The organism is Rosistilla oblonga (genome assembly GCF_007751715.1).
Taxonomy (GTDB): domain Bacteria; phylum Planctomycetota; class Planctomycetia; order Pirellulales; family Pirellulaceae; genus Rosistilla; species Rosistilla oblonga.
This window is the reverse complement of the sequence record NZ_CP036292.1, coordinates 3,201,471-3,218,050: the sequence shown is the minus strand read 5'-3', so window position 1 is coordinate 3,218,050 and position 16,580 is coordinate 3,201,471. Positions and strand designations below refer to the sequence as shown.

Below are 16,580 nucleotides of genomic sequence, written 5' to 3'. Positions count from 1 at the left end.
CCGCCGACCTCTGTTTCTATCTGAGCTCGCGATTCCCAAGCGGTGATCGCGAACATGCCGTTGAAATCAACTCACCAGTTCTCGCAATTGAAATAGTGTAGAAGAATGGATCTAGTAACTCTCCTATTGGCCCTGATCAAACTGCTCCTGATCGACTTGATCTTCGTCGGCGTGCTGTTTGTTCTGATCAGTCTCCTCGCTCGCACCAAGCGAGCCGCATTTGCTGTTTTGCGACGTAACTTCTTCGGTTATTTCAGCAATCCAACCGGATATGTGTTCCTCTGCATCTTCGTCTTCCTGACGTCGCTGGCCGCCTTCTGGCCCTATGAGTTCTTCAACGACAACCTGGCGACGCTGGACCAGCTGAATCGCTATCTGCCGTTGATCATGCTGTTCTTCATCCCGGCGATCACGATGAGTATCTGGGCCGAGGAGAAACGGCAGGGAACCGACGAACTGCTGCTAACGCTGCCCGCGGATGACTTCGACATCGTGATGGGAAAGTATCTCGCGGCGTCGGCGATCTTCACGGCTTCGCTGATCTTTTCGCAGCTGTCGAACTTCATCACCCTGGCGGTCCTCAGCTATGGCGATCTCGATACCGGGCTGTTTTTCACGACCTATCTCGGTTACTGGTTCGTCGGTCTGACGATGATCGCGATCGGTATGGTCGCGTCGTTCCTGACCGGCAACCTGACGGTCGGCTTCATTTTGGGAGCTCTGTTTAACGCCCCGCTGGCCTTCGCATCGATGGCCGACGTGATCATCCCGGCCGGCTGGTTCCAACGGATCGTCAGCGGTTCGGGGCTGAGCGCCCAGTTCGACGACTTTGGACGCGGCGTGATCAGCCTCTCATCGACTGTCTATTTTGTCTTGGTCGCCGTGATCGGCATCTATCTGTGCATGGTCCTGATCGGGCGTCGGCACTGGGCGGGAAGCAAAGATGGCAACACGATGTTCTGGCATTATGCCGCTCGCGCATTGGCGTTGATGGTCTTGGCCGGCGGTGCTGTTGTGCTGATTCGCAACTGGGATCAACGCGTCGACACGACCGAAGGCAACGTCAGCTCGCTGGCACCAGCGACGATCGAATTGATCAAGAACCTCGACGCCGATCGGCCGATCGTTGTCGATGCGTTTATCTCGACCGATATCCCCGAACAATATGCTCGCACGCGTTACGAATTGGTAAGCGTGTTGAAAGAGTTCCGCGCCGAAGCTGCCAAGCGTGGCAAGACGATCGACGTCAATCTGTACCAAGATCTGGAGCTGTTCAGCGACGAAGCGGCACTGGCTTCGGAGCGCTTCGGAATCGAACCTGTCGCCCGATTCGTTCGCTCGCAAGGATCGATGGAAAACCAAGAGATCCTGCTGGGAGCAGCGTTCCGCAGCGGATTGGAAAAGGTTGTCGTTCCCTTCTTCGACTACGGAATTCCCGTCGAATACGAATTGGTGCGATCGATCAAAACCGTTTCGCAGAGCTCGCGTAAGCGCTTGGGGATCGTCAACACCGACGCCAACATGATGGGCGGCTTCTCGATGGCTGGCGGCCAGCCGCGTCGACTGGAAAAGCACCCGTTGGTTGTCGAACTGGAAAAACAATATCAAGTCGATGAGGTCGACCTGTCGTCCCCGTTGGACCCCGAGCGGTTTGATGCCGTGGTCGCTGTTCAGCCATCGTCGCTGGCTCCCGATCAATTCGATCGCTTGGTCGAAGGCGTCAAAGCTGGAATCCCGATGGCGATCTTCGAGGATCCGATGACGATCCGCGGAATCCCCGGCACCGGCGAACCGAAGCAGTCGCCGGGCGGAATGTTCGGTCAGCAGGGCGGCCCGATTCCAAAGGGTGATATTCGCAAGCTGTGGGACGTGTTGGAGATCGAATCGCCCGGCATGCCCGGCATGACAGCACTCTTCTCGCCCGACATCGTCTGGCAGCAATACAATCCGTATCCAAAGATGGCTGCGTTGGGACTGGATGACCAATGGTTGTTCGCCAAAGAGGAAGCACCGGGCGCCGAAGACGCGCTCTCCGAGGCTAACCCGATCACCGCGGGACTCCGCGAGATCCTGTTCATCTACGCCGGTGCGATCACCGCCAAGAAGGACAGTGTTCTGAAGCACACTCCGTTGGTGCAAACCGGCATGGCGACCGGGTTGATCCCGTTGGCCAAACTGCAACCTGCGATGCGCGATCCTAATACTTTGCGAGCCGAGCAGGGTGACTTCAAGGGAATCCAGACGATTGCGATGGCGATCGAAGGTCCCGCTAGTGCCGAAGCCAAAACCGAAGACTCCACGGCCGATGACGCCAGCGGTGACGATGCAGCCAAAGATGAAACCGCTGGTGGTGAATCGAGCGAACGGCCTATCAAGGCGGTTTACGTGGCCGACACCGACCTGATGATCCAAGAGTTTTTGGCGATCCGCGCTCAGCCAGAGCTGTTTGCAGAAGTTGACCTGCGAGTTCAGAACGTGACCTTCGTGTTAAACGTTGTCGATTGGTTGGCTGATGAAAGTCTGTTCATCGACGTCCGCAAACACGAACCGCGGTTCAGCACGCTGCAGTGGATCGAAGAAGTCGAAAACGAAGCTCGCGAAAAAGAGAGCGCTGCGGGTGCCGAGTTCGATCTGGCCTTTAAAGAGAAGGTTCGCGAGATCGAAGAGAAGAATACCGAAGAGCTGCAGAAGCTGCAAAAGGAATTGGACGACGCCAAGAAGAACAACCAGGACGGCAAGATCGATCTCGGTGCGTTCCAAGCGATTCAGACCCGTTTCATGATGAAGCAACAACAGTTGGAGCGGATGTTGACGGTCAGCCGCGAGAAGCTCGAACGCGAGCGAGACAGTCAGATTCAGAAGGAACGCCGGGCAGCCGACCTGACGGTTCGGGCGCGACAAAATCGTGTCAAAGCCGCCGCGGTGACGCTCCCCTGTATCCCGCCGCTGTTGATCGGCGTGATCGTCTTTGCGTCGCGTCGATTGCGCGAACGCGAGAACATTGCCAAAAGCCGGCTTCGATAAACCCGACTCAAACACACCGATAACAAGACAGATTTGCGGAGAATAGAAACGTGACTGAAAGTGGAAAGACAGGCGTCTTTTGGTTGGTCGCATCGGTTGTGGTCGCCTTGGCGGCAATCGTTGCTTGGCCTCGCTCGACCGAGACCGATCTCGCCGGCTTGATCGGGAAACCGATCTTCGAAAAGTTCAACGATGTGTTGGACGTTTCGATGCTGAAAATCGATCGCTTCGACGAAGAGCTTGGGCAACTGAGTTCGTTCGAGGTCACTCGCGATTCGAAAACCAACCAGTGGTCGATCCCATCGCACGACGGTTATCCCGCCGATGCGACCGAACAGATCCGCGACGCAGCGACTGCGTTTTTGAATCTCGAGATCTTGGACGTCGCCAGCGAAGTCAAAGATGATCACGAGAAGTTCGGCGTCTTGGAGCCCAACGCGACCAGTCTGAAAGTCGGCGACGAAGGGGTTGGACGACTGGTCCAATTCGAGAACGATAACGGCGACGTCCTTGTCAATCTGATCATCGGCAGCAAGGTCAAAGACTCCGAAGATCAGCGGTTTGTCCGCATCCCAACTCAGGATGTCACCTATGTTGTCAAATTCGACGACACTCCGCTGACGACCAAATTCGATTCTTGGATCGAAGACAATCTGCTGGACCTCAGCTCGTTCGACATCGAAAAGATCGGCATTCGCGACTACTCGATCGTTCGCACCCTGCAAGGTGCCAGCATGCAGCCGAACTTTGACGCCGACATCTTGTTGGCTGAAAACGATACCTGGCAGCTGGAGAAATTGGACGTTTACGAAAAGGGAAAGCCGGTTGCGCAAACGCTCGCCGACGATCAAGAGCTCGACGGAACCAAGCTGGGTGAATTGCGAAGCGCCCTGGACGACCTCAAGATCGTCGATGTCCGCCGCAAGCCCGATGGACTCTCCGGCGATCTGAAAGCCGACGCGGGCTTCATGAAAAACGACGACGCCGTCCGCTCGTTGATCGCTCGCGGCTTCTATCCGCAACCGACCGAAGATGGCAAGGGCGAAGTCTTTGCTGCCAACGGCGAGCTGATCGCGACGCTGAAAAACGGTGTCGAGTACCTGCTTCGCTTTGGTGAGATCGATCAACAGAGCATGGACAGTCCGGAAGAATCCGAAGACGGATCCGATGAGGACGTCACCGGCGTCAACCGCTATCTGTTGGTTACCGCGCGGGTGAACGAAGCGACGTTCCCCGAGCCCGAACTGCAAGCCGTTCCTGAAACTTGGGAGCAGTTGCATCCCGAAGTCGAAGCGGCCCAGCCACCGAAGACCGACCAACCGGCGGAGCCTGCGAAGAGCGAGGAAGCCGAAAAGCCAGCTGCTGACGAGTTGGAATCGGCTCCGAAACCGGAAGCTGAGAAGGCTGAAGAGCCAGCGAAACCGGATGCTGACGCCGACGCAGATTCAGAATCCGATGCGGATGAATCCGAAGCGAGCGAAGAGGAACCCGAAGGCTGCGAAGCACCTAGCGAAGACGAAGAAGCTTCGGATGAAGCCGAGCCGACTCTGCTGCTGCAAGACGACTCGGACGACGAAGCTGAAAAGCCAGCCGCCGACGCAGCGGAAGAGAAGCCTGCGGATGAAGCGAAGCCAGCCGCTGCTGCTGAAGCCGAAGAAAAGCCTGCTGCCAAGCCGGAACTGACTGCGGAAGAGAAGCAGGAGGAATTGGAAGTCGCCCAGGAAGGGATCCGCAAAGCGAACCAACGCAAGTTGGACGAACGCAACGACCAGTTGGAAGAGGCGCGGAAGAAGGTTCGCAGCCTGAACGAACGCTTTGCCGATTGGTACTACGTTGTTCCCGAAAGCGAATACCGCAAGATCCATCTGTCTCGCGACGAATTGATCAAAAAGAAGGGGACCGAACCTGAAGGTGCAGCGGGCGCGGGAGCTGGTCCAGGCGTCCCAGGTCTGCCGGGCGGACAAGGTTTCCCGGGGATCCCAGGTCTTCCTGGTAACTAGTCCCGCGGAACAGTCACCGATATCGATGTAGCTTTAAATAGCCCGTTTCTCACGAAGCGGGCTATTTTCGTAGGTGCAAGCCGGTGTCGACGCGACGCGTTGCAAGTGCTCGCTCTTGAACGAAGGGGTTAAACGCGATTCAACGCAACCGTGACAACTTCGCCAGACAGCGGATGCTTCGGATCGAGCGTTTGAAGTTCCAGCCGCATCTCGCCGGGTGTCAGGACCGCTTCGACCCAGCCGTTGGGACTCTTGTCGTTAAACACGTAGGCGACCGGCGGCAGGTTGATCATCTGGAAGTGGCCGCGTTGGCTGTGATTCCAATGATGCGAGTGACCATACAGGTAGGCTTTGACATGCTTGCGGCTGTCCAGCACCTCCATTAGTGCCGCGGTGTCGGAGATCCCCGACCACGGTTTCCCCTCAGCCGGCGCGGCGAACTGCGGCGTGTGGTGCGTCATCACAATCGCTGGCTTGTCGGCGCGAGCATCGAGTTGTTTAGCGAGCCAATCGATCTGGGCAGCTCCGATTTCTCCCGTCACCACGTTGACGCGAAACAATGAATCGAGCAGGAAGAAATTGGCGTGCGGCGTCTCAATCACGCTGACATGTTTTGCCGTCACCTGAGCATCAGCAGGGCGTTGATTGGACAGCGCGTCGTACAGCGGTTGGCGATCGTCGTGGTTGCCCATCGTCAGATGCAGCGAGATCCCTGCCCGATCCAGCGGCGCGAGGCAGCTGACAAGATTTTGATAGTCGCCGGGCAGGCCTTTGAGATAGGCACAGTCGCCGTTGATGATCAGATCGGACGGACGCGTCTTGCGGTCGACGACTTCGCCGATCACGCGCTGCAGGTTTTCGGTCATGTTGATCCCCCGCGCCTCGACATCGGGCGAATTGGGGATGTGTGTATCCGAAAGCAGAGCGATCACGGTGGGATCGGCTTCCGCGGCGGCGAGCCGCTGCGTCGATGACATCAGCAGCGCAGCACCGCCGCCAACTACTGTCGTTTGGAGAAATCGGCGACGCGATTGAGGGATCTTGTGAATCGGCACGAGGGCGGCTCCGGCAGAGGAAATGGGGTGGGTTTGGTGCCGATTATAACCACCCCGCCGACCGACGTTTGCGCCCCGCGACGCAACGCTAAAAGCTAATCATTTTTTAACCTTGAGCGTCTCGGGAAATAGTAACCCGAAGCGCAAGGGAGCAATTCACGCGGCGTCTCGCTTACGCGTCGGGTTACCAAGAGTGCCAAACCCAAACGCTGAACGCCCGCCCGGTCTATTGATACGGGCGGCTGCTGATCACGCCTTCGGTTGGGCTGCTCGCTTGAGCGTACAGCCGCTTCGGAATCCGGCCGGCGAGAAACGCGTCGCGGCCGGCGGAGGCGGCGGCTCGCATCGCTCGGGACATCCGAATCGGATCCCGCGCGTGCGCGATCGCTGTGTTTAATAGAACGCCATCGGCCCCCAGCTCAAACGCCTCGGCGACATCGCTTGCCGTGCCGACTCCCGCGTCGACGATCACCGGGTAATCGGGATCATCCAGCTTCAGGTATTCCAGAATGATCCGCAGGTTGTTCGGGTTCAGCAGCCCCTGGCCGCTGCCGATCGGGCTGCCCGCTGGCATTACGCTGGCCGCACCGACTTGTTTCAGCCGCCGCGCCATGATCGGATCGTCGCTGGTGTAGCAGAGGACGCTAAAGCCTTCTTTGACCAGTTCTTCGCAGGCTTTCAGTGTTTCGACCGGATCGGGCAGCAGAGTTTTGCTGTCGCCGAGGACTTCCAGTTTGACCCAGTCGGCGCCGGCATTGCCCAGGTTCCGGAGGATCTCGCGCCCCAGTCGAGCCGCTCGAATCGCATCGGTCGCGTTGTAGCAGCCGGCGGTGTTGGGGAGCAGCGTGTAGCGATCCGGATCGATGAAATCGAGGATGTTCTGGCCGTTTCGGTCGTAAAGCCGTTCGCGGCGGACCGCGACGGTGACGCAATCGGCCCCCGAAGCTTCCAACGATTCCGCCATCTGCGGCATCGTATCGTATCGTCCCGTCCCGACGATCAAGCGGCTGGCGAGCATATGTTTGCCGACGACCAAGGGAGGATCGGTCGCGGAATCGTTGCTAGGAATGGCTGTTGACATGGCCACGATTCTATCGAGATCGGGCGGTTTTTGAAATGTGCCCTGCCCGGAAGCGAAGCGCTAGCCCGGAAGCTCAGCCCCCGCCGACGAGCGTGACGACTTCGATACGGTCTCCCGCCGCAACTTGCTGGTCACCGTGATGTTCGCGCGGCACCACGTCTTCGTTGAGTTCGACGGCCAGATAGGGGCCGGGGATTTCGACGATCTCCAACAGCGCTGCGACGCTCATCGGGCCTTCGATCTGTTGAGCCTGGCCGTTGACGGTAACTTCGATCATAGGTCTTTCATCTCCTCCACGCCGCCTCCAAGCCCAAACCACGGGCTGATTATTCCGGCACTCGCCATCGTACCCGGGGCCATACCACGCGTCGATAAGCCCAGCAACCAAACCAACCACACCACGAGCTTCGCTTCCCCGCTCCCTTCGTTTAACCGCGGCGGCAACGCCCCGCGCGTCCTCGATGGGTGACGGGGAAGCGCGGCCCGATGGGCACGCGGTTAAAAGACAGTCGCAAACACCGATCGCCCCAAACCTTCGTTTAACCGCGGCGGCAACGCCCCGCGCGTCCTCATTGGGCGGCGGAAAAGCGCGGCCCGCTGGGCACGCGGTTAAACGACGGCGGACAAGCCGACACCCGCAATCTTCGTTTAACCGCGGCGGCAACGCCCCGCGCGTCCTCATTGGGTGGCGGGGAAGCGCGGCCCGTTGGGCACGCGGTTAAACGATGGCGGAGGTACCGCTTGTCAAGTTTGTTTCCGAGCACCGGCGGCTAGTGCGTGCCGGACAAGTCTTTCGAAACGCCAACACTGAATAGCCCTGGCCCTCGATTCCTAACAACTGCTAGTCGAGCATTTTGATCGCTATACTATTAGATAAGCAGCTGTTGCTGAACGGGGCTGGCATTGCTGCTACGTCGGCCCCATCGGCGCAACCAGCTACAACCAGCGGCCGATGGTGGGCACGGTAACCCCGCGAACATCAACAACAAAACACAAACCGGAGACTACTGTATGTTCGATCGAATCGTCTGTGATCCGGAAATTCTGAGCGGCAAACCGACAGTCAAAGGAACGCGGATCAGCGTCGAGATCATTCTCGAATGGCTCGCGAGCGGCGCGAGCCCGGAGGAAATCGTTTCCGAATACGACCATCTGTCGATCGAAGATGTTCAGCAAGCGCTCCGCTATGCCGCCGCTGCTCTGCACGACAACTTGGTGATACAGACCAAAGTCGCGTCGTGAAGCTAAACGACTGCCGTCTGTTGGCGGACGAAAATCTGCATTCGCGGGTGGTCGAATCCCTGCGAGCGATGGAGATGGACGTGCAGTCGGTCCGCGAAGAAGGCTGGAGCGGAAAACCGGACGGTGAACTACTGCAGCTGGCGGTCGAAGACAAGCGAGTGGTTGTAACGCACGACTCCGATTTTGGAGCTTTGGCTATTCGCCGCAGACAAGCTGTCTACGGAATCCTGTACCTGCGTCCGGGCCACATGCAGCCGGCAAAAACGATAGCGCTCGCACAGAGCGTGATACGTCAAGCAATCGACGTAACGCCGCCATTCATCGTTGTGGCTCATTGCGCCGGTGAGGACGTTACGATTCGCGTCCGTGAGTTGGCTCGTGAAAGCGAGGGGCCCCAATGATCCCGCTCGCTCTAACGGATTAGTTCAGCGCACGAAAAAAGCGTTGCGTGTATTCCACGCAACGCTCTTTATCCGAGGCACTCTGTTTGGACAGACCGCGATCCGGAGCTACACGAGCTCTTTCTTCGTTCCGACCAAAGTTTGAAGGCGTTCTGCCAACAGACGGGCATCAAACGGCTTCTTGAATGTCTCATTGATCGCCGAACGATCGAAGCTCATTGGTTGCCCGTCGTCGGGCAGCAATGCGATCAGGATCACTTCAGCGAACTCCATATTTCGTCGCAGATTTTGGCAAATCTGCACCGCCTCTACCTTGCCGATCGAGAAATCGACGATGATACAGTCGGGACTAAAACTCTCAGCTTGAATACCGGCCTCGAATCCGCTGGCAGCAACAGCTACCTTAAACGACTTCTCTGGTGGCAATTCGCGTTTGAGGTTCTCAATTAATACTTGGTCCTGTGCGACGATCAGACATTTGGCCATAGCCTCGTCTTCAAGATCGCCCAGGGGCATACCATGTTCCTTGAGGAACTTGATCAGGTATTCGCGCGGAATCCGGCGATCCTGACTGCCTGGGATGCGATATCCTTTTAAACGCCCCGAATCAAACCATTTGGAAACGGTTCGCGGTGCGACTTTACAGATCTTTGCGACCTGTCCTGTAGTGAAAACCTTCATTCCAGGTTCTCCATAACGCCTCGATAGTCATCCGTGATCGACGGCTCGCGGTAAGACGCCGATGTATGTTGGTCCTTTAGTCGTCTACAACTCTGTCAACGGAAGTCGGTACGTTGGCTCGGTCCGTGGGGAGACCTCGCAAGCTGTATCCATCTGGGTCAGACCTGCCGGTTGCGGATGTGGGTCAAACAACCGACGCTTGGCCCACCTGGCGTGGTGAGCAAACGCGATCCAAGACGCCGATCGATTGCTGAATCCAAAGGATCCCGCCGCCGATCGAACTCCACTAAGCTTGGGCGTGAAACGCGCTGAAGAGATGCTGAACGACCGCTGCTTCCAGAACCGGTTAAGTCCTCGCATCGTTCGCTTTGAGATCTACGAATAGACCTCGGCCAGTAATCCCCCCAACGGGACGATCCGTTTCGATCTCCCTCACAGGTCCAGTTGGCACTGTGAGATGTTTCGAAGCAGACCATCCGAGAGTAAGTTTCGTGATAAACGGGCCTAATTCTTTAGGGCGTTTGATTGGGAACACTCGTTGCGTTCGTCAGGCGCAGAAAAAACGGAGCCCACCGCTTGGCGGTAGCCTCCGTAAACACAGGGAATCACAGGGAATCCGATGTCCCAAAATTGGGCTTGAATGAAATTGACGTTGTATTTAACGGGAAAAAAATTTTTAGCCGGAGGACGATTGACGGAATCGACACGCCGGGATCTTCCCCAACATTTCGCCCAGCCGGTAGAGTTGCCCAGGCTTCTACCAGCAAATCCGCTAGCGAACAGCCAGCGGTGCCCCGCCGACTAGCCCGCTTAGCCGTCGACGCTTACGTCGCCCAATGCCGCTCGCAGCGGATCGTCGTCGGGACCGCAGAAGCCCCAGTGCTCGCGACGACGCCAACCCTCGGCGTATTCGAACTTGCCCGACATGCGTCCCACCTCGCGGCCGATCGTCCGCATCGTCTCGGTGTACGAGTCCATCTTCTGGCTCGAATCCAACCAAGCCCGCTGGCTCTCGTGGCACCCAAGCGCTTCGAACTTCTGGTCGATCACGTCGGTGGTGTCGACGTAGAAGTGAGGCACGACCGGTTCGCCCATCGGCGTTTTGTTGCCGTGCGGCTGGGCGTGATAAACCGTGACGGGTTCGTCGTAAGTCGCTTCTGGCGGATCGGTGACGAAGTTGGGCATGGCGTGCATGAACGCCGCGGTAACCGCCATTCGGCAGACGGTTTCATGATCTTCCATGTAGTCGACCGGCGAATGCGTCAGCACGATGCTCGCCTTGGACCGCCGAACGACCGCGGCGATCTTGCTGTAATATTCGGGCAGGTACAGCACTTCCATGTCGCGAGCGACCGGACCGTAAAATGTCGCTCCCAAAACCTTGGCCGCCTGTTGAGCTTCACCCAAGCGAGTCGCAGCGCACTCGGTCTCGCTCAACCGCGTCGATCCGCGGCTGCCGTCGCAGACGTTCATGTAATGCAGATCCCAGCCGCGGCGGGCTAGCTGTAACATCGTCCCGGCCATCACAAATTCGATGTCGTCTGGATGGGCGGCGATGGCAAGAACCGATGGCATGGGTGAGACTCCGTTGAGTAGGTATTGGATGGGAAGGAAGGTTTTTGATTCTGCAGGTTTGGCGAGGGCCGCCAGCGCGGTCTGGCCAACAGCTACGAATCATAAGCACGAACTCGCCAGTTGTGGCGGTTCAGGCGGGCGGAGTCTCTATTATTGCAATTTGTCGTGAACGTAAAAGCCGATGATCGCACCGATCATCAAACTAAACGGGATCGCAATCGCAAGCGCAATCGCTACTTGCATCCCGGTGTTCGGCTTGCTCGAGATCGCGATCTCGTATCCCGGCATCGGTGGCGGCGGGACGATCCCGCTGGCGCTGTTCATCGTGTCGCCAACACTGGCTGCCGTTGAATCGTTAGCGTCGCCGGAGGCGGAAATCTGCCCCGAACCCTGTCCCGCGATCCCTGTGCCACTGTAGGGATCGACGCCGGGCGGCGGCGGTTCCAACCATGGGCCGCGGGTGATCGGGCGGTCTCCCAAGGCCTGCACATCCTCCAGCCAAGGTTCCAGCCGCGCGGCAACTTCCGCAGCCGAAGCGATCCGATCGTTGGGATCTTTTTCCATCATGTCGGCGATGATGTCGACAAATTCCTCCGGGATGTCCTCGGCGAACTTCCGCGGGTGCATCGGCAGATCCTCGCAATGCCGCCGGCACTTCGACGCCGTGTTGCCACCGGGATAGGGGACCTTGCCGCAGATACAGTAATAAAGCGTGCAGCCCAGCCCGTAGATATCGCTCGCCGGGCCGATGTTGTCGGGCGTCAGGATCTGCTCGGGAGACAGATAATCCGCGGTGCCGACGATCTTCCCCGCTCGCGGGTCGCTCGACATCGCCGTGCTCCACGCCGCCAGCCCCACGTCGGAAACCTTCGCCCGGCCGCGCGGCGTCACCAAGATGTTCCCCGGCTTCACGTCGCGATGGACCAGTCCCTGTTGGTGGGCGTAATCGAGTCCCAACGCAGCTTGATGGATGTAGAGTGCGGCTTCGGAAACCGGCAACGCACCATTCTTCTTGATATGCCGACGCAGGTCGGTCCCCGGCACGTATTCGGTGACCAGGTAATGGATCTGGCCATCTTTGCCGGCATCAAACGCGCGGACCAGATACTGGCAATCGAGTCCCGCTTGCATCCGGATCTCGTGCAGAAAGTTGTTCCGCGTCTCATCGGTCACCTTCTGCAGCGGCAGCACTTTGACAGCGCACTCTCGCCCCATCACCTTATGCACACCTTTGAATACCTGCCCCATCCCTCCCTGGCCGATGAAGTCGGTGATGATGTAGGGGCCAAGGTTCAGCTTCGTCCTTCCCGCCTTCAACTGCTCGGCTTGATAACCGGTCAGCAAACCATCGCGGACCAGCGCCGCGGCTAATAGTTTGTCGTCGACCTTCTGCCCACCGGCACGGAGGGCGGCGACAGCTTCGGCCAGCTGGGCCGGAGTGATCAATTCGCTGGTAAGCGCCGAGGCTTGGAATGCAGTCTTGGCGTCGGAGAGATGCGTTTTATGGGACATTCGGATTCGATAAGACGTTGCAATGGGGCATTTTGCAGAGATTCATTGTAACCGATCCCCATCGTGCGCCACGCAAAGAGCTACGCGAATGCTTCCCCCACGCCATCCAAACTCAGAACGTTCGCGAGTTCGTAACCTTTGTACCGATTCGCACGGCATGTTCCCCCATTGGCAGTACTTCAAATTGCTTAGCGTAGATCGCCAACATCCGCTCGCTAAACGCACGCTTCACGTCCCCTGTGAGTTTCATTCCCGGAAAGAAGCTCATCTGCGGCACCTCATCGCCCCCCAAGAAGTCCAGCGGATGTAACAACAGCGACGGGCTGGTCCGTGTTAGCCGACAGATCGCTAGGGCGATTCGGAAATAGAGTTCCGCCAATCGCGGAGAGACCTGAGCCAAGAAGCAGAGGTAGCTGAAGTGAAACGGAGCTCGCACGATCGGGATCGTCGAGACGGGCAGCTCCAGCACGCGACCGCTGGGCGTTGTCCACCAGTAGGGTTTCAGCGGACGCAGACCATCGCGCAGCGAGCCGAACATTTCCGACCGGTCCTCCTTCTCTGCCGACGAGAAAGAGGATGTCATTAAATAGTAGGCCCGCGCCATCGGGCCCAGGAAGGTCGGAAAGGTGGAGCCGTCGAATTGATAGCCGCGCTCGCACAGCAACTGCAGCACATCGGCCGACAGGCTGAAGCCCGGCCCGCGGAAGCCGACGATCGCCTGGTCCGTGAGCTTCGCCAGCGCAGCTTCGGTCTGCTCGAACTCGTCGACCAATTGTTCGCGAGAGTAGCGTTGCAGCCACGGTTCGTGGTTGAACGAATGGTTGCCGATCTCATGTCCCGCGTCGACGATCTGTCGCAGCGGGCCATGGTTCTTTTCTAACGCAGCGTCTTGCCCGACCACGAAGACCGTAGCTCGGAGATTCAGCCGGTCGAAGATCTCCAGAAAGTGAGGCACAACGGTCGGCAGATACGATGGAAACGTCTCCCATTGGGCGTCGCCATGAGTCCGCAGGTAGGCCCACAGATTGTCGAGGTCTAACGAAAGGTCAGCGATCGGAGGCGACATCGGCGGAATGGCAACAGGGAAATGAAAGCGTTCATCAGCCGGCGACTCGCCAACCAACAGACCTAGCATAATCACAATCGCCAGCACCGCCCTCCCGGGGCTGCCGCCGGGAGGGTGAAGTTGTTGGGGAACGATTTTCCGCGTCCCACATCATCCGATATTGCTGCCTGAGGAACAGCCTCGACAGTCCCGATGCTAGAAGAGTTCGGGTTGGCGAATCTTGACGGGAGCGGGCTCGGGTTGGGGCGTGTCTTCTGACGACGGCGTAGTTTCCAGCGGCTTCAACTCGTCCGTCGTTGCGGTTTCCGGCGGTTTGCCGGCAGCCTTCTTTTGAGCTCGCTTCGACGATCGCTTTTTGGTCGGCGCGACTTCCGCTGGCGTCTGTTTTACTGCCACCGGCTTTGACGCCTTCTTTGTCGCCGTCGACTTTTTGACAGCTCGCTTCTTGGGCGCAGCCTTCTTCGCAGCGGCTGTCGTCTCGACCGGTCGGCTCTCGCTTGACGGTTGCGGAGCCTCCGCGGTCTGCGTCGCGGCCGACGCCTTCTTCGCGACTCGCTTCTTCACCGCGACCTTTTTCACCACGACCTTCTTCGCGGCAACCTGCTTCGCAGCTGTCGACTTGGCAGCTTTCTTCGGCTTCGATTTCTTCGTCGCCGCAGCGACCTGTTTCGTCTCCACCTTCTTCTTCACAGATTTCTTTGGCGTCGATTTTGCTTCCGGCCGCTTCTTCGCAACCTTCTTCTTCGGCGTCGCTTTGGCGGCAGTAGTCTGCCGCGCCGAGGCTTTCTTTTTTGCCCCCTTCTTAGTCGCCGGCGGTTCGGACTGCGTCGAAACAGCGGCTACCTTCTTGGGCGTCGCTTTGGCGATCGCCTTCTTTTTGACAGCTCCCTTTTTCGTCTTCGCCTCGGCCGCCGTCGCCGGCTTCGCCTCCGGCGAGACCTTGGCCGCAACCGCTTTCTTGACCACAGTCTTCGTCGCTGCGGCCTTCTTCACCGCGGCCTTCGGTACTGCAGTCTTCTTCACTGCAGTCTTCTTTGCAGTGGACTTCTTCACTGCCGACGTCTTCTTGGCGGGACGCTTCTTCGAGGGCGATTCCGCTTTCGCCAGTTTCGCCGTGCCCTTCTTCGGCGCCGCGGCTTTCTTCTTCGCTGGCGTCTGCTGAGCAGCCTTCTTTTTCGACGGCTTCTTTTTCGCTGGCTTCGCTTTTGCGGGCTTCTTCTTTGTTGCCTTCGGTTTTACAGCAGCTTTGCCGTTGCGCGACTGCGCGGCGGCGGTGATGCCACGCTGCCGTTTGCCGTTGGCGGTGTTGGGAACGCTGGTCAGCGGGTTCTCCGCTCCACTCAACGGAGCGCCAACTTCGGTTTCGTCCAGTCGTTGTTCGATGCGGGCTGCATATTCGGGAGACAATTCCGATCCCAGCCATTGCCGCCCAAGCTTCTTCGCGACCACCAGCGTGGTCCCGCTGCCGGCAAAGGGATCGAGAACCGTATCGCCAGGATTGGAACAGGCGCGGACGATCCGCCCCATCAGCTGTTCGGGCATCTGGCAGCCGTGGAAGCCTTGGCGCTCCTTGAAGGTTCCCGCGACTCGGGGGAAGTACCACGTATCGCCATCGCTCTGGAATCCCTCGGGCAGATCCTGAGGCCTCAGCACCCAAGTGTTATCGGGCAGGCGGCCTTTCGGATTGGCGCGGCCATCGCCATAGACCAACTGGCGAGCCGAGGGGACGCGGATCGCCGGATCGTCCGAATTAAACGTAAACGCTTCGGGATCTTTGACGAAGTGAAACAGATGCGTGTGCGAGCGGCTGAAGCCATATTTGCAGTTCACGCCGAAGGTGTAGTACCAGATCACCCAGCTGCGGCAGACAAATCCAAGCTCGCGAGTCGCGCGGACCTTCAGCTCCGCCGCGTATTCATCGCCGATCGCCAGCCAGAACGTCCCGTCGGGGCGCAGCGCACGGTGGACTCCCGCCATCCATTGCTGGCACCAATCGAGATAATCGCCATCGTCCTGGCGATCGTCATAGACGTCGTATTTGTATCCGATGTTAAACGGCGGGTCGGCGAAGCAGAGGTCGATCGTCCCCGCTTCGATCTCCGCCAGCTTCTCGACGCAATCGCCTTGATGCAATCGGTTTAATTCCAGTGCCACAGAGCCTCCCTGTTTTGCACGATTTCAGTATGTACGTTGTTCATTTCAGTTTTTGAGCGGGCGTCGGCGATGTGCGAATCGCCAGCCGAAAACGCTCGGTTCCGCAGCACTTTGGTAATCCTAGCGGATCGCTTGCGGGCATCAACAGCGCGGTCACCCGCACGTCGACGCTGCCGTCGCCTCGACGCCGCCCCCCCTCCGACGGGGAGGTTCCGGTATCGCGGCTCTCGACATGCCAGTCCGGTTTTGCCTGCAATACCGCCGCCGAGCAATCGAGTCATTGTATTTGCTAGCGTCGACCGATAAATAAAAAGTGACGGTTGAAATCGCGTTTTATTAGCACCTTCCCAAACGCGTCGCCGGTCGTCACCCCTTCCTTCCATCCCAGCGAAACCGCTAAGGAGGCGTCATGGCGCACAAAGACACATTTCGAATCGTAACGCGAGCCAGCGATGGCAATTTACAAATCCGCGACTTTCCCAACGCCGATCCCATTTTGCACATGCATTCGCAAATCGGGATCGATGATTGCAGCACCGATCTGGGACTCCGCGGCATGCCCGTTTTCCGCGGCTTGGTCGGCCCCATCCCCGAGGGCAAAAACGTCGTCCGTTACGAATCGCCCGAAGTCTTTGAATCGCTGACCAAAGAATGGGGCGCGGAAAAGAAGAAGCGTCGCACTCGCCTGCGAACCGCCGCCCCCACCGCAGCTGAATAGTTAAACCACGCGACGACCTGCTTCTGCCCCCATTTGATCGCATCATGTTTGTACGTCGACGCGGCTTGGAA

Annotated in this window: 13 protein-coding genes; 5 read left to right on the top strand and 8 right to left on the bottom strand. The window is 58.4% G+C overall.

The window, feature by feature from the left end:
- Positions 1 to 105 precede the first annotated feature (105 nt).
- Positions 106 to 3,024 carry a Gldg family protein gene (locus CA51_RS11410; RefSeq protein WP_145120643.1) on the top strand — a complete coding sequence of 973 codons (2,919 nt, stop codon included), beginning with the start codon at positions 106 to 108 and terminating at the stop codon, positions 3,022 to 3,024.
- Positions 3,025 to 3,074: 50 nt separating this feature from the next.
- Positions 3,075 to 5,024 (top strand): DUF4340 domain-containing protein, encoded by a 1,950-nt coding sequence (locus tag CA51_RS11405; RefSeq protein ID WP_145120641.1) that lies wholly within the window; start codon positions 3,075 to 3,077, stop codon positions 5,022 to 5,024.
- A gap of 128 nt (positions 5,025 to 5,152) precedes the next feature.
- On the opposite strand, the gene CA51_RS11400 is transcribed toward CA51_RS11405, so the two are convergent.
- The 3 genes from CA51_RS11400 to thiS form a co-directional block, all read right to left on the bottom strand.
- On the bottom strand, positions 5,153 to 6,079 hold the full coding sequence (locus tag CA51_RS11400) for a metallophosphoesterase family protein (protein ID WP_145120639.1): 927 nt from the start codon (positions 6,077 to 6,079) through the stop codon (positions 5,153 to 5,155).
- Between the two features lie 226 nt (positions 6,080 to 6,305).
- A complete protein-coding gene (locus tag CA51_RS11395) occupies positions 6,306 to 7,160 on the bottom strand; it encodes a thiazole synthase (protein WP_145120636.1) in 855 nt (284 codons plus the stop codon).
- A 73-nt stretch (positions 7,161 to 7,233) separates the two neighbouring features.
- Entirely contained in the window at positions 7,234 to 7,437 is a 204-nt protein-coding gene (gene thiS, locus CA51_RS11390; RefSeq protein WP_145120634.1) for a sulfur carrier protein ThiS, read from the bottom strand.
- A gap of 734 nt (positions 7,438 to 8,171) precedes the next feature.
- Between thiS and CA51_RS11385 the strand changes: the two genes are divergently transcribed.
- Both CA51_RS11385 and CA51_RS11380 read left to right on the top strand, forming a co-directional pair.
- On the top strand, positions 8,172 to 8,402 hold the full coding sequence (locus CA51_RS11385) for a DUF433 domain-containing protein (protein ID WP_145120632.1): 231 nt from the start codon (positions 8,172 to 8,174) through the stop codon (positions 8,400 to 8,402).
- Positions 8,399 to 8,803, top strand: a complete 405-nt coding sequence (locus CA51_RS11380) for a DUF5615 family PIN-like protein (protein WP_145120630.1) — start codon at positions 8,399 to 8,401, stop codon at positions 8,801 to 8,803. The genes CA51_RS11385 and CA51_RS11380 overlap by 4 nt, the downstream gene beginning before the upstream one ends.
- 108 nt (positions 8,804 to 8,911) lie before the next feature.
- Here CA51_RS11380 and CA51_RS11375 read toward each other — a convergent pair whose 3' ends face one another.
- The 5 genes from CA51_RS11375 to CA51_RS26140 form a co-directional block, all read right to left on the bottom strand.
- Positions 8,912 to 9,484, bottom strand: a complete 573-nt coding sequence (locus tag CA51_RS11375) for a helix-turn-helix domain-containing protein (protein ID WP_145120627.1) — start codon at positions 9,482 to 9,484, stop codon at positions 8,912 to 8,914.
- Positions 9,485 to 10,294: 810 nt separating this feature from the next.
- The gene (locus CA51_RS11370; RefSeq protein ID WP_145120623.1) at positions 10,295 to 11,059 is read right to left on the bottom strand and encodes a PIG-L deacetylase family protein; all 765 of its coding nucleotides are present in this window, start codon (positions 11,057 to 11,059) and stop codon (positions 10,295 to 10,297) included.
- 150 nt (positions 11,060 to 11,209) lie between these two features.
- Positions 11,210 to 12,571 (bottom strand): serine/threonine protein kinase, encoded by a 1,362-nt coding sequence (locus tag CA51_RS11365; RefSeq protein ID WP_145120621.1) that lies wholly within the window; start codon positions 12,569 to 12,571, stop codon positions 11,210 to 11,212.
- Positions 12,572 to 12,683: 112 nt separating this feature from the next.
- Entirely contained in the window at positions 12,684 to 13,637 is a 954-nt protein-coding gene (locus CA51_RS11360; protein ID WP_145120619.1) for a polysaccharide deacetylase family protein, read from the bottom strand.
- Positions 13,638 to 13,832: 195 nt separating this feature from the next.
- The gene (locus CA51_RS26140; RefSeq protein WP_145120617.1) at positions 13,833 to 15,791 is read right to left on the bottom strand and encodes a DNA methyltransferase; all 1,959 of its coding nucleotides are present in this window, start codon (positions 15,789 to 15,791) and stop codon (positions 13,833 to 13,835) included.
- Positions 15,792 to 16,200: 409 nt separating this feature from the next.
- Here CA51_RS26140 and CA51_RS11350 point away from each other — a divergent pair, with 409 nt between their 5' ends.
- A complete protein-coding gene (locus CA51_RS11350) occupies positions 16,201 to 16,509 on the top strand; it encodes a hypothetical protein (protein ID WP_145120615.1) in 309 nt (102 codons plus the stop codon).
- Positions 16,510 to 16,580 lie beyond the last annotated feature (71 nt).